Origin of the sequence: Rhodopseudomonas sp. BR0C11 (assembly GCF_010820945.1) — a bacterium.
Lineage (GTDB): Bacteria > Pseudomonadota > Alphaproteobacteria > Rhizobiales > Xanthobacteraceae > Rhodopseudomonas > Rhodopseudomonas palustris_H.
In genome coordinates this window covers 1-13,969 of the sequence record NZ_QTKI01000090.1, presented here as the reverse complement: position 1 = coordinate 13,969, position 13,969 = coordinate 1, and the positions used below count along the sequence as shown (strand labels likewise).

The following is a 13,969-nucleotide window of genomic DNA, read 5'->3' as shown; positions in this document are numbered from 1 at the left end:
CCGCAAGACACCGACGCGCTCGACCTCGGGATCAACTACCGCGAGCCAGGTCATGGTCGCGAGCGTGCCGGCGAGCGCGGCGAAGAACGCCGCGGTCGGCCAGGTCCACGCCATCCATGCGAAGGAATCCATGATCAGAGCCCTCCCCGTCGATTGTTGCAGGCGAAGAGCCCGTCCCCATCATTGCGAGCGAAGCGAAGCAATCCAGAGCCCAGCACACGGAGCTGGATTGCTTCGTCGCTGCTCTCCTCGCAACGACGATGGGGGTGCACTCGCGTCATCATTCCCTCACACCCGGCCGAGCGCGAAGCCGCGCGCGATGTAGTTGCGGACGAACCAGATCACCAACGCGCCCGGGATGATGGTGAGCACGCCGGCGGCGGCGAGTAGGCCCCAGTCCATGCCGGCGGCCGACACGGTGCGGGTCATCACCGCCGAGATCGGCTTGGCGTTGACCGAGGTCAGGGTGCGGGCCAGCAGCAGCTCGACCCAGGAGAACATGAAGCAGAAGAACGCCGCGACGCCGATGCCGCTGGCGATCAGGGGCATCAGGATCTTCACGAAGAACCGCGGAAACGAGTAGCCGTCGAGGAACGCAGTCTCGTCGATCTCCTTCGGCACGCCGGAGACGAAGCCTTCGAGGATCCACACCGCCAGCGGCACGTTGAACAGGCAGTGCGCCAGCGCCACCGCCCAGGGCGTATCGAACAGGTTCAGCGCCGAATACAGATTGAAGAACGGCAGCGCATAGACCGCGGCCGGCGCCATGCGGTTCGACAGCAGCCAGAAGAACAGGTGCTTGTCGCCAAGAAAGCGATAGCGCGAGAACGCGTACGCCGCCGGCAGCGCGAACGAGATCGACAGCACGGTGTTGATGACGACGTATTGCAGCGAGTTGATGTAGCCCGAATACCAGCTCGGATCGGTGAAGATCGTCCGGTAGTTCTCCAGCGTGGGCTGGTGCGGCCACAGCGTCATGGTCGAGACGATTTCGCCGTTGGTCTTGAAGCTCATGTTGACGAGCCAATAGATCGGCAACATCAAAAATAGCAGATACAGCGCCATGACGATGCGGCGGCCGGGGATCGAATGCATCACGCGCTCCCTTCGGTCGGCTGGCGCTCGGCGCCGGCGTTGGTCATCACGGTGTAGAACACCCAGCACACGATGATGATGATCAGGTTGTAGACGATCGACAGCGCCGCGGCCTTGCCGAGGTCGAACTGCCCGAGCGCGATCTTGACCAGCTCGATCGAGATGAAAGTGGTCGAATTGCCCGGCCCGCCGCCGGTGACGACGAACGGCTCGGTGTATATCATGAAGCTATCCATGAACCGCAGGAGCACGGCGATCAGCAGCACGCGGTGCATCTTCGGCAGCTGGATCGCCTTGAACACCGCCCAGCGCGACGCGCCGTCGATCTGCGCCGCCTGATAATACGCGTCCGGGATCGACTTCAGGCCGGCGTAGCACAAGAGCGCCACCAGGCTGGTCCAGTGCCAGACGTCCATCACCACCACCGTGGCCCAGGCGTCGAAATCGTTGGACACGTAGTTGTAATTGAAACCGAGATGATTGAGCGTGTAGCCCATCAGGCCGATGTCGGGGCGGCCGAAGATCTGCCAGATGGTGCCGACCACGTTCCACGGGATCAGCAGCGGCAGCGCCATGATCACCAGGCAGAACGCCACCGACCAGCCGTGGCGCGGCATCGCCAGCGCCACCACGATGCCGAGCGGCACCTCGATCGCCAGGATGATCGCCGAGAACGCCAGATTGCGCCACAGCGAGGCGAAGAACCGGCCACCGAGATCAGTCGACGGATCGAGCAGCTCCTTGAACCAGCCCACCCCGTTCCAGAAGAACTGGTTGTTGCCGAAGGTGTCCTGCACCGAATAGTTCACCACCGTCATCAGCGGCAGGATCGCCGAGAACGCCACGATGGCGAACACCGGCAGCACCAGGAACCAGGCTTTCTGGTTGACGACCTTGTCCATCAGGCGACCTGCTCCAGTGAGCTGCCTTCGACGATTTCGCTGTCGGCATAGACGTGAATGCGCGACGGCTCGAACCGCAGCGCCGCTTCATCCCCGCTCGGCGAGAAGCCATCCGGCACCCGCGCGGCGATCTTGACGTCACCGACCCGCACCGACGCAAACCGGATGCGGCCGAGATCGTCGATCCGTTCGACACGGCCGGTCATCAGGCCGGGGGCCTTGGCGGTGAGGTGGACGAATTCCGGTCGCACCCCGATCTCGATCTTGCCGGCGGGCAGCTTGTCGTAACTGCGCGCGAGCGGCACGCGATGGCCGGCGACCAGCGCCTCGCGGCCCTTCACCTCGGCTGGCACGATGTTCATGCCCGGCGAGCCGATGAAATAACCGACGAAGGTGTGGGCGGGGCGCTCGAACAGTTCCTCCGGCGTGCCGCTCTGCACGACGCGGCCGTCGTGCATCACCACCACGGTGTCGGCGAAGGTCAGCGCCTCGGTCTGGTCGTGGGTGACGTAGATCATCGTCAGGTCGAGCGCGCGGTGCAGCGCCTTGAGCTTCGAACGCAGCTCCCACTTCAGATGCGGATCGATCACCGTCAGCGGCTCGTCGAACAGGATCGCGGCAACGTCGCTGCGCACCAGTCCGCGGCCGAGCGAGATCTTCTGCTTGGCGTCGGCGGTGAGCCGCGTCGCCTTGCGCTTTAAGTTCGGCGTCAGATCGAGCAGGTCGGCGATCTCGGCGACCCGCCGGTCGATCTCGGCCTTCGGCACACCGCGGTTCTTCAGCGGGAACGCCAGATTCTCGCGCACCGTCATGGTGTCGTAGATCACCGGAAACTGGAACACCTGCGCGATGTTGCGCTCGCGGGTGGAGAGCGCGGTGACGTCGCGGCCGTCGAACAGGATCTTGCCGCGCGACGGCGTGACGATGCCCGAGATGATATTCAGCAGCGTGGTCTTGCCGCAGCCCGACGGGCCGAGCAGCGCATAGGCGCCGCCCTGCCGCCAGGTCATCGACACCGGCTTCAGCGCATAGGCCTGCGGCGGCAGGTCGTCTCCGACCAGATAGGAGTGAGCAAGATCGACGAGATCGATGCGCGCCATCGGGCTGTCCCCTCAGATCGGCTTCGGCGCGGCGACGAGGCGATCGGCCGCGTCGAACACGAACAGATTGGCGGGGTCGAGGATGGCGTCGAGCGTCTGGCCCGGCTCGAACTCGTGGATGCCGTGCAGCACCGCGACCCAATAGTCGTCGCCGCGCTTCAGATGCACGAAGCTCTCCGAGCCGGTGATCTCGGTCACCGCCACGGTCGCCTGGAACGCATGCCGCTCCGGATCGGCGCTCTTCACCTCGATCTGATGCGCACGGAAGCCGACGCGGTAGGCGCCATCGGAGAGCCCGGCGAACACCCCGGTCGCCGGCGCGGTGACGCCGCCGGAGTAATGCACGGTGCCGGCCTTCTTCTCGGCGCCGACGAGATTGAGCGGCGGATCGGAGAACACCTGCGCCACCCGCATGGTGTCGGGCTTGCGATAGACTTGCGGGGTCGGCCCGACCTGCAGCGCCTGGCCTTCCCACATGCAGATGGTGCGGCCGCCGAGCAGCAGGGCTTCGGACGGCTCTGTGGTGGCATAGACGAAGATCGCGCCGGAGGCCTCGAAGATCTTCGGCAGCTCGGTGCGCAGCTCCTCGCGGAGCTTGTAGTCGAGGTTGGCGAGCGGCTCGTCGAGCAGCACCAGATCGGCGCCCTTGACCAGCGCGCGAGCGATCGCGGTGCGCTGCTGCTGGCCGCCGGAGAGCTGCAGCGGCGTGCGCTGCAGATACGGCTCGAGCTTGAGCAGCTTGGCGGCCTCGGCGACGCGGCGCTCGATCTCGGCGCGCGGCTTGCGCTGCACCCGCAGCGGCGAGGCGATGTTCTCGTACACCGTCAGCGACGGGTAGTTGATGAACTGCTGATACACCATCGCCACCGAACGGCTGCGCACATCGGCGCCGGTGACGTCCTTGCCGTCGACCAGCACGCGGCCGGTGGTCGGTTTGTCGAGGCCGGCGAGCAGCCGCATGATCGAAGTCTTGCCCGACAGCGTCGGCCCGAGCAGCACGCTGAGCGTGCCGCGTTCCAGCGTCAGCGATACGTTGCGGATCGCCGGAGCGCCGTCCAGCACCCTGGTGACATTCTCCAGGCTGACGCTCATGCCCGGCCTCCCGCTTGCTGCTGGGGCTTCTCGGCGGCGCGGCGGTCGGAGATCCACTGGTCGAGCGCGGCAACCGCGGCCGGTGTCAGCCGCAAGCCGAGCTTGGATCGCCGCCAGACGATGTCGTCCGCGCTGCAGGCCCATTCGCGGCTCATCAGATAGCGGACCTCGGCCTCCGTCAATGTGGCGCCGAAGTCGCGGCCAAGATCGGCCGCCGACTTGGCCGCGCCGAGCACGTCACGCGCCCGGGTGCCGTAGGCATGCACCAGCCGCGAGGCGTGAGCCGAGGCGAGGAACGGATAGTCGGGCAACAGATCGCCGATCAGCGCCGGACCACCGTCGATCGGGAAATCGCCGCCCGGCAGCGGCTGATGCGCGGTCCAGCCCTGTTTGGCCGTTCCGCCCTTCAGATAGGACGACAGCTTCTCCAGCGCCTCTTCGGCGAGCCGGCGATAGGTGGTGATCTTGCCGCCATAGATCGACAGCAGCGGCGCGCCGCCGGGGGTGTCGAGTTCGAACACGTAGTCGCGGGTCGCAGCCTTGGCTTCGCTGGCGCCGTCGTCATACAGCGGCCGCACGCCCGAGAACGTCCACACCACGTCGGCCGGCGTCACCGGCTTGGCGAAATAGCCGCTCACCGCCTTGCACAGATAGTCGATTTCTTCCGGCGTCGCTTTCACCTGCGACGGATCGCCGTGATAATCGCGGTCGGTGGTGCCGATCAGGGTGAAGTCGCCCTGATACGGAATCGCGAACACGATGCGGCCATCGGCATTCTGGAAGATGTAGGCGCGATCGTGTTCATAGAGCTTGCGGGTGACGATGTGCGAGCCCTGCACCAGCCGCACCTTGTAGCGAGCATCGACCCCGGCGCCGGAGCCGAGCACGCCTTCGACCCAGGGACCGGCGGCGTTGACCAGCGCCCGCGCCTGGATCGTGCTGCGCGCGCCGCTGCCAACATCTTCCAGCGTCACCTGCCAGATGCCGTCGTGCTGGCTGACCTGCACCGCGCGGGTGCGGGTGCGGATCTCGGCGCCGCGCTCGGCGGCATCACGCGCGGTGAGCACCACCAGCCGCGCGTCGTCAACGAAGCAATCGGAATACTCGAAGCCCTTGGTGTAGCGCCCGGGAATCAGCGGCTTGCCGACTTCGTCATGCGCCAGGTCGACCGAACGGGTCGGCGGCAGCAGCTTCCGGCCGCCGAGATAATCATACAGGAACAGCCCGAGCCGCAGCCGCCAGGCGGGGCGCAGGCCGTCGTGATGCGGCAGCACGAAACGCAGCGGCCCGATGATATGCGGCGCGATCTGCCACAGCCGCTCGCGCTCGATCAGCGCTTCGCGCACCAGGCGAAACTCGAAATATTCGAGATAGCGCAGCCCACCATGGATCAGCTTGGTCGACCATGACGAGGTGCCGCTGGCGAGGTCATTCATCTCGCACAGGAACACGGAATGTCCCCGGCCCGCCGCATCGCGCGCGATGCCGCAGCCGTTGATCCCGCCCCCGATGATCGCGAGGTCGTACACCATCCCCACCGACGCTCCTCACCGCATCGCAGCATTTTGCTGCAATGCACTTTCGCTTCTGTCGATTTACGCTGGAAAACGAATAAAGCACAAACCAAAACGAAAGCAACTGCGATCTGCAAGAGGATCGCGTTTCCAGACGCGAAATCGCGCCCAGAGACTGGGAGACAGGCACAACTGACGATGGGAGAGGCGGTTTAGGCCGCGGATTCGTCGAGCTCGGGTTTCGCCGGGCAGGCTTCGATTACCTCGATACCATTGGCATCGCAGATCGCCTGCAGAGACGACGGCAGCGCGCGGTCGGTGACAAAGGTCTGGATCTGGCTGAGATCGGCGATCCGCACCGGCGCGTTGCGCTCCAGCTTGGTCGAATCCGCCACCAGCATCACGCTGCGCGCATTGGCGATGATCGCCTGCGAGGCCTGGACTTCGCGATAGTCGAAGTCGAGCAGCGCCCCCTCTTCGTCGATCGCCGAGGCGCCGATGATCGCGTAATCGACCTTGAACTGGCCGATCAGGCTGGTGGCGGTGGAGCCGATCACCGCGCCATCCGCGCGCCGCACGGTGCCGCCGGCAACGATCACCTCGATCCGCGGATGCCGATACAGCAGCATCGCGACGTTGAGATTGTTGGTGATCACCAACAGGTCCTGGTGCGCCGACAGCGCGCTGGCGACCTCTTCGGTGGTGGTGCCGATATTGATGAACAGCGAGCAGCCGTTGGGAATCCGCGCCGCCGCTGCGGCCCCGATCGCCTTCTTCTCCTCGGCGGCAACGAAGCGCCGCGCCTCATAGGCGAGATTGGCGACGCCCGAGGCGATGATCGCGCCGCCGTGGATTCGCGTCAGCGAGCGCTGGTCGCACAGATCGTTGAGATCCTTGCGGATGGTCTGCGCCGACACCTCGAAGCGACGCACCAGATCCTCGACCATCACCCGGCCCGAGGCCCGGGCGAGGTTGAGGATTTCAGACTGACGATGGGTCAGAGCCGTCACGCACGCACCTTGCAACATTGATGCGCCATGGTGCGGCTGTTCGCGCGTCAGGTCAACGCGCCACGCGAGACGGCTGCGATCCGCAACACGCACGGCCTCATGGTGAGGAGGCGCGAAGCGCCGTCTCGAACCATGGCTGCTGGTACTGCGCGGCCCACCCTTCGAGACGCCCGGCTGCGCCGGGCTCCTCAGGGTGAGGACTCAGTGACCGCAACAAGGCCGCATGACGGGCCAAAACGGAGGCGACGGCCGTTTGGACTCACAAGCCGCTATGCCGGCCGCACCATCTCGAACATCGCGTCGGGGCGAATCTCGAAATAGTCGCCGCGCCGGCCGGCGCGCACGATCGGCCGCGCTGCGGCGGTCTGATAGACGCCGTCTTCGATCAGGCGCTTGTCGATGTGCACCATTACCACCTCGCCGATCGTCAGCCAGGCGTCGACCTCGACGCCGTCGGCGCCCTTGAGCCGGACGATCTCGGACAGCTTGCATTCGAACGACACCGGGCTCTCGGCAACCCGCGGCGGCTTCACCAGTTCGCTGTCGAGCTTGGTGAGATTGCCGAGCGCGAATTCGTCGACTTCGTGCGGCACGCTGGCGGAGGTGGCATTCATCGCCTGCGCCAGATCCATCGTCACCAGATTCCACACGAACTCGCCGGTGCGCTGGATGTTGGCGACGGTGTCCTTCCAGGTGGTGGACGAGAACCCGATCAGCGGCGGATGATAGTTGAAGGCATTGAAGAAGCTGTACGGCGCGAGGTTGACGCGGCCCTCGGCATCGCAGGACGAAATCCAGCCGATCGGCCGCGGCGCAATGATCGCGTTGAACGGGTCGTGCTTGAGGCCGTGCCCGTTCGCCGGCTTGTAGGAATGCAGATCAGTCACGCGGGATGTCCTTGTTGTTATTGCGCGTCGGCGCGCCGGCCGGCGCCGAGCGCCGCCAGTACGAAATCGATCATGTCCTCGAGCTTCGGCAGCTCCTTGGTGAAGCTCTGCGCGATCATCTGCGGATGGAAGAACCGGATCATCGCGGCGCAGGTGCAACTCGCCGCCTGCGGCACATCGGCGACCTTGAACTCGCCGCTCGCCACGCCCTGGACGATCACCTCGCCGATCGTGCCGGTGATGAACTCCATATGGGCGATGCAGACGTCCCAGTTTTCCTCCATCGCGATCGCCACCATCTCGTGCAGCTTGGCGTCGCCGATGTAGCGCTCGCAATTCATCCGGTGCACGGTGGTGAGCAGATCGCGCAGCCGCTGCACCGCCGACCCCGGCGCATGCACGATGGCCACCGCCGCCTGCTCGACCTCGCCCATCAGATGCCGCGCCACGCCCTTGTGGATCGCCTTCTTCGAATCGAAGAAGCGATACACGTTGGCCGGGCTCATCTGCAGCAGCTTGGCGATGTCGGCCACCGTGGTCTTCTGGTAGCCGATCTCACGGAACAGCCGTTCGGCCACCACCAGGATGCGGTGCCGCATGTCGGCTTCGGTATTCTCAGAAACAAGCGTCATCGGGCCAAGATATTCAATTATTCCGCCGCGTCGGCAAGCGGAAAGGCGTTCGGGCCACCGGTGCCGTGTTGCGGCGCAAGATCCGGCTCGGCGACCTTCCCACGTTCGTCCAGGCTGTTCCGGAACCACAGCGCGTACAGGCCCGGCAGATAGAACAACGTCAGGAAGGTGGCGACGAACAGGCCGCCCATGATGGTGATCGCCATCGGGCCCCAGAACGCCGAGCGCGACAGCGGGATCATCGCCAGGATCGCCGCCAGCGCGGTCAGCACCACCGGTCGCGCCCGGCGTACCGTCGCCTCGACGATCGCCTCGCGCCGGGTCGAGCCGTGCGCGACGTCGCTCTCGATCTGGTCGACCAGGATCACCGCGTTACGCATGATCATGCCGGCAAGCGCGATCAGGCCGAGAAGCGCCACGAAGCCGAACGGCGCCGAGGCGACGTTGAGGCCGAGCGAGGCGCCGATGATGCCGAGCGGCGCGGTGAGGAACACCAGCAACAGCCGCGGGAAGCTCTGCAGCTGGATCATCAGCAGCGCCAGCATCGCGATCACCATCACCGGAAACAGGATGAAGATCGACGCATTGCCCTTAGTCGACTCTTCGATCGCGCCGCCGGTTTCGATCCGGTAGGCCGGCTGCAGATTGGCGCGGATGCTCTCGAGCTGCGGCCAGATCGCATTGGTGACGTCCGGCGCCTGCACGCCGTCGACGACGTCGCCACGCACGGTAATCGCCATGTCGCGATTGCGGCGCCACAGGATCGGCTCCTCGTGCGAATACTCGACCTTGGCGACCTGCGACAGCGGCACCGCCATGCCGTTACGCGCCGTGATGGTGAGTTCGCCGATCCGGGCGAGATCGAGCCGCTCGTTCGGCACCGCGCGCGCGACCACGCCGATCTTCTCGACGCCGTCACGCACCGTGGTGACTTGCGCGCCGGAGATCAGCATCGCCAGCGCCTGCGAGACGTCCTGCGGCGTGAGGCCGAGCGCGCGGGCACGCGACTGATCGACCACCAGCTTCAGATACGGCGACTGCTCGTTCCAATCGAGATGCGGATCGATGACGCTCGCGTTCTTCTTCACCACGTCGCGGACCTGATAGGCGATCTCGCGCACCTTGGCGGTGTCCGGGCCGATCACCCTGAACTGAACCGGGAAGCCGACCGGCGGGCCGAAATTGAAGCGGTCGACACGCACCCGCGCCGCCGCGAGCCGGCCGCCATGCGCCGCCTGCTCGATCCGCGCCTTGATCCGCTCGCGCGCCGCGACGTCCTTGGCGACGATCACGATCTCGGCGAAGGATTCGGTCGGAAGCTGCGGATTGAGGCCGAGCCAGAACCGTGGCGAGCCCTTACCGACATAGGCCGTATAGGTGGCGATATCGCCGTCGTCCTTGAGCAGCGTCTCGGCTTCCTTCACCGACTTCGTGGTGACATCGAAGGCGGTGCCTTCGGGCAAGCGGAGCTGCAGGAATAGTTCGGGCCGTTCCGACAGCGGGAAGAACTGCTGCTGCACATGGCCGAAGCCGACCACCGCGGCGATGAAGATGCCGACCGTGGCCGTCACCACCGTGCCGCGCCAGCGCACGCACCACGTCACCGCGGCGCGGAGCGCGCGATAAATCCGGGTGTGATACACCTCGTCCGGATTGTGGCCTTTCTTGCCGGCGAAGTCCGGCAGCAGCTTGACGCCGATATAGGGCGTGAAGATCACCGCGACGAACCACGAGGCGATCAGCGCGATCGCGACGATCCAGAAGATGCCGCCGGCATACTCCCCGACCGCAGAATTGGCGAAGCCGATCGGCAGGAAGCCGGCCGCGGTGACCAGCGTGCCGGTCAGCATCGGAAACGCCGTCGACTCCCAGGCGAACGACGCCGCCTTGGCGCGGTCCCAGCCCTGCTCCATCTTCACTACCATCATCTCCACCGCGATGATGGCGTCGTCGACCAGCAGGCCGAGCGCGATGATCAGCGCGCCGAGCGTGATCCGGTGCAGATCGAGCGACATCACGTTCATGACGATGAACACGATCGCCAGCACCAGCGGCACCGACAGCGCCACCACGATGCCGGTGCGCCAGCCGAGCGCCAGGAACGACACGAACAGCACGATCACCAGCGCCTCGACGAACGAGCGCATGAACTCGCCGACCGCGTGCTTCACCACTTCGGGCTGGTCGGCGATCTGCTCGATGTCGATGCCCTGCGGCACGTCGGCCATGAACGCCGCGGTCGCCGCACTGACCTGCTCGCCGAGTTGCAGGATGTTGGCGCCCTTGGCGGTGACAATGCCGATGCCGATCGCCGGCTTGCCCTTCTGCCGCACCTGGTAATCGGTCGGATCGACATAGCCGTGGCGGATCTCGGCGACGTCGCCGAGGCGAAACACCCGGCCGCCGCTTTCGACCGGTGTCTCCGCCACGGCCTGCGCACCATCGATCGCGCCGGTGACGCGCAGCGGCACGCGCTGCGACGAGGTCTCGACCGTGCCGGCAGGCACCACCGCGTTCTGCTTGGCGAGCGAGTCGAAGATCGCTTGCGGCGTCAGGCCGAGCGTCGCCAGCTTGGCGTGCGAGAACTCGACATAGATTTTCTCGTCCTGGGTGCCGTAGATGTTGACCTTGGAGACGTTGGCGATCTTGAGCAGCCGCTGCCGCAATCCTTCGGCGGCCTTCTTGAGCTGTGCGTAGGTCGCGCCGTCGCCGGTCATCATGTAGAGAATCGAGTCGACGTCGCCGTACTCGTCGTTGATCGACGGGCCGATCAGACTGCTCGGCAATTGCGGCGCGACGTCCCACAGCTTCTTGCGCAGCAGATAGAGCAGGTGCGGCACTTCGGACGGCGGCGTCGAGTCGCGGAATGTCACCTGCATCGCGGTGAACGACGCCTTCGAATAGGTCTGCACCTTTTCGAAGTAAGGCAGCTCCTGCAGCTTCTTCTCGATCGGGTCGGCGACCTGTTCCTGCATCTCCTTGGCGGTGGCGCCCGGCCAGATCGCCGACACCACCGCGACCTTGACGGTGAATGACGGATCTTCGGCGCGGCCGAGCCGCTGATACGAATAGATGCCGGTGAAGCCGAGCGCGCAGATCAGAAACAGGATCAGCGCCGGATGTCGGACCGCCCAGGCCGACAAATTGAAACGCATCGTCGCACTCCCCAGCGCAGATCAGAACGTCAGAGCCGACACCACCCGCACTTTTTCCGCCGGATCGAGTTTCTGCACGCCGAGCGTGACGATCTGATCGCCTTCGTCGACGCCCTCGGCGATCACCACGTCTTCGGTCTCGTATGCCTTCACGGCGACCCGCTTCAGCTTCACCTCGCCGCCGCCGTCGACGACGTACAGCGACGGCTCGCCGCCCTGATTGAACAGCGCCGACAGCGGCACGCGGGCGACGCGGACCTTATCGGGATCGGTCAGCGTCAGCGTCGCGGTCATGCCGAGCACGACGCGGTCGTCGGCGTCCGGCAGCGAGAACTTGGCCAGGAACGTGCGGGTCGCGGGATCGGCGAGCGGCGCCACCTCGCGCAGCTTGGCGAGGTAGTGCCGGCCGGGCTCGGACCACAGCGTGACATCGGCCAGCCCTTTGGTGGCGCGGGTGATCAGCGTCTCGGGGATTGCCACCACCGCTTCCTTCTCGCCAATCCGCGCGAGCCGGAACGCGGCCTGACCGGCTGCCACCACCTGCCCGGGTTCGACCAGCGCGGCTGCGACGACGCCGCGGCTGTCGGCTTCAAGCGTCGCGTAGGATAGCGAGTTGCGGGTTAGCTCGACGGAGCGCTCGGCGCGGACGAAGCGGGCGCGGGCCTCGTCCGCGGTGGCGCGCGCCTGATCCATCTGGGCTTCGGTCGCCCAGCCCTTGGCGCGGAGCTCCTTGGCGCGGTTTTCAGACGCGATCGCCTGCGCCAGCACGCCCTTGGCGGCACTGTGTTCGGCCTCGGCCTGCTCGGCCTGCAGCTTCAGATCGGTCTGATCGAGCAGCGCGAGCTTCTGGCCGACTTCCACGGTGTCGCCGACCTCGACGAGGCGCTTGGCCACCTTGCCGGTGACCCGGAAGCCGACATCGGTCTCGGTGCGCGGCTTGATCGTGCCGACGAAGCTGCGCTCCGGCGCCTGTGGGGTGTAATGCACCGCCGTGACCAGGACCGGACGCTTGGAGAGCTCTTGTTTGGCGTCTTTGCCGTCGCAGCCCGCCAGACCGAGCACCGCCACGGCCAGCAGGGTACCTGCCAACAGCCTGAAAAACCCGTCGAAAACAGAAATCGCACGCATCGGCAGCCTCCCCTTGCGGTGATGGGAACTGTCGATTGATTTTTGACGATTGTCAATAATCGTCAGAAATCATGAGTCCGTGATGGAGGCCGATTCTGTTTCCGGGCTCTCACGCCCCCCCTACACGCCCTCATACGCTCGCTGGAGGGCGCTGACGTCGAGCTTCACCATCTGCATCATCGCCTGCATGGCGCGCTTGGCGCCTTCGCGGTTCGGGCCCGCGAACAGCTTGAGCGCGTCGGCGGGGACGATCTGCCAGGACAGGCCGTAGCGGTCGCGCAGCCAGCCGCACGCCACCGGCTCGCCGCCATCCGCCAGCAACGCATCCCACAGCCGATCGACTTCGGCCTGATCGACGCAATCGATCTTGAACGACACCGCGTGATTGAACGGCAGCGGCGTGCCGCCATTGAGCGCCATGAACGGCTGCCCGGCGACCGTGAACTCGACCACCAGCACCGAGCCTTCGGGCCCGCTCGGGGTGTCGACGACGCTGCGCTGGACGTTGTCGATCCGCGAGTCCGGCAGCAGCGACACGTAGAACTGGGCTGCCTGTTCGGCCTCGCCGGCAAACCACAGACAAGGAACGATCGTCGACATTCGCGCATCCTCCCGCACAACGCATCTGCATTGTGCCGAGGACGATCGAACGCGCTGCCGGCCGACAGCCGACGCGAATTTTCAAAAGCAATGACGATCGAACGTCAGCTCGCCAGCTTCAGGCTGCCTTCGCATTGCCGGCGCAGTTCGATCAGCGCCTTGTTGAGCTGACCGGTGAGCAGATCGAGCCCTTCCGGGGAGATCGTCTTCGCATCGCGCTCGATCGAACGCGCGATCTCGGCGATCGGGTGGAAGCCGAGCGTGCGGGCCCCACCCTTGAGCGAATGTGCTTCGACCTCGATGGTGTGGCGGTCCATCTGTTCGGCGAAGCGCCGGAACAGCGCGATCCGCCGCTCGGTTTCAGCGAAGAACAGCGCCACCATCTCGCTCACCTGATCCTGGCCGATCTCGGCGGTGAGTTCGGCGAGCGTGTCCATATCGACCTGCATCGGCGGCGACGGCATCGTCACCGGCGTCGACGCACCGCGCAGCGCCCGCAGCACGGCCGCGACCAGCGCCGGCTTGCGCAGCGGCTTGGACAGGAAGTCGTTCATGCCGGCGTCGCGGCAGACTTTGACGTCGTCCGGGAAGGCGTTCGCAGTGAGCGCGATGATCGGCAGCTTGGCGAGCGCGCCGCCCTTGCCGCGGATCGCGCGGGTGGCGGCAAGGCCATCCATGTTGGGCATCCGCACGTCCATCAGCACGACGTCGAACTCGCCCTCGCCTGCCGCCGTCACCGCGTCGGTGCCGTCGGACACCACGGTGATTTCGGCGGCGAATTCCTGCAGCATCTTCATCACCACCATCTGGTTGGTGGCGTCGTCTTCGGCGATCAGGACGCGCAGCGGGCGGCC

General features: G+C 65.8%; 13 protein-coding genes. All 13 read right to left on the bottom strand.

The features are described from left to right. Positions 1-132: DUF2160 family membrane protein (locus DYI24_RS09790; protein ID WP_164572151.1), on the bottom strand; the 132-nt coding region annotated here is incomplete at its 3' end. 156 nt (positions 133-288) lie between these two features. Next, entirely contained in the window at positions 289-1,095 is an 807-nt protein-coding gene (locus tag DYI24_RS09785) for a carbohydrate ABC transporter permease (protein WP_011159940.1), read from the bottom strand. Next, positions 1,095-1,997, bottom strand: a complete 903-nt coding sequence (locus DYI24_RS09780; RefSeq protein ID WP_107345976.1) for a carbohydrate ABC transporter permease — start codon at positions 1,995-1,997, stop codon at positions 1,095-1,097. The genes DYI24_RS09785 and DYI24_RS09780 overlap by 1 nt, the downstream gene beginning before the upstream one ends. Then, positions 1,997-3,097, bottom strand: a complete 1,101-nt coding sequence (locus tag DYI24_RS09775; RefSeq protein ID WP_107356932.1) for an ABC transporter ATP-binding protein — start codon at positions 3,095-3,097, stop codon at positions 1,997-1,999. The genes DYI24_RS09780 and DYI24_RS09775 overlap by 1 nt, the downstream gene beginning before the upstream one ends. A gap of 12 nt (positions 3,098-3,109) precedes the next feature. After that, complete coding sequence (locus DYI24_RS09770) at positions 3,110-4,189, bottom strand: ABC transporter ATP-binding protein (RefSeq protein ID WP_164572150.1); 1,080 nt, start codon at positions 4,187-4,189, stop codon at positions 3,110-3,112. After that, positions 4,186-5,727 carry a glycerol-3-phosphate dehydrogenase gene (gene glpD / locus DYI24_RS09765; protein ID WP_349627759.1) on the bottom strand — a complete coding sequence of 514 codons (1,542 nt, stop codon included), beginning with the start codon at positions 5,725-5,727 and terminating at the stop codon, positions 4,186-4,188. The genes DYI24_RS09770 and glpD overlap by 4 nt, the downstream gene beginning before the upstream one ends. Before the next feature lie 188 nt (positions 5,728-5,915). Beyond that, positions 5,916-6,713, bottom strand: a complete 798-nt coding sequence (locus tag DYI24_RS09760; RefSeq protein WP_164572148.1) for a DeoR/GlpR family DNA-binding transcription regulator — start codon at positions 6,711-6,713, stop codon at positions 5,916-5,918. Positions 6,714-6,982: 269 nt separating this feature from the next. Beyond that, positions 6,983-7,600: a flavin reductase family protein gene (locus tag DYI24_RS09755; RefSeq protein WP_107345982.1), complete on the bottom strand. Its 618-nt coding sequence runs from the start codon at positions 7,598-7,600 to the stop codon at positions 6,983-6,985. A 17-nt stretch (positions 7,601-7,617) separates the two neighbouring features. Continuing rightward, the gene (locus tag DYI24_RS09750) at positions 7,618-8,232 is read right to left on the bottom strand and encodes a TetR/AcrR family transcriptional regulator (RefSeq protein ID WP_164572147.1); all 615 of its coding nucleotides are present in this window, start codon (positions 8,230-8,232) and stop codon (positions 7,618-7,620) included. Between the two features lie 17 nt (positions 8,233-8,249). Further along, positions 8,250-11,387: an efflux RND transporter permease subunit gene (locus tag DYI24_RS09745; protein WP_164572146.1), complete on the bottom strand. Its 3,138-nt coding sequence runs from the start codon at positions 11,385-11,387 to the stop codon at positions 8,250-8,252. Between the two features lie 21 nt (positions 11,388-11,408). Beyond that, positions 11,409-12,515 carry an efflux RND transporter periplasmic adaptor subunit gene (locus DYI24_RS09740; RefSeq protein WP_164572145.1) on the bottom strand — a complete coding sequence of 369 codons (1,107 nt, stop codon included), beginning with the start codon at positions 12,513-12,515 and terminating at the stop codon, positions 11,409-11,411. A gap of 120 nt (positions 12,516-12,635) precedes the next feature. Next, positions 12,636-13,115 (bottom strand): VOC family protein, encoded by a 480-nt coding sequence (locus tag DYI24_RS09735; RefSeq protein ID WP_164572144.1) that lies wholly within the window; start codon positions 13,113-13,115, stop codon positions 12,636-12,638. 104 nt (positions 13,116-13,219) lie between these two features. Beyond that, the coding region (locus DYI24_RS09730; protein WP_164572143.1) for a response regulator at positions 13,220-13,969 on the bottom strand (750 nt) is incomplete at its 5' end.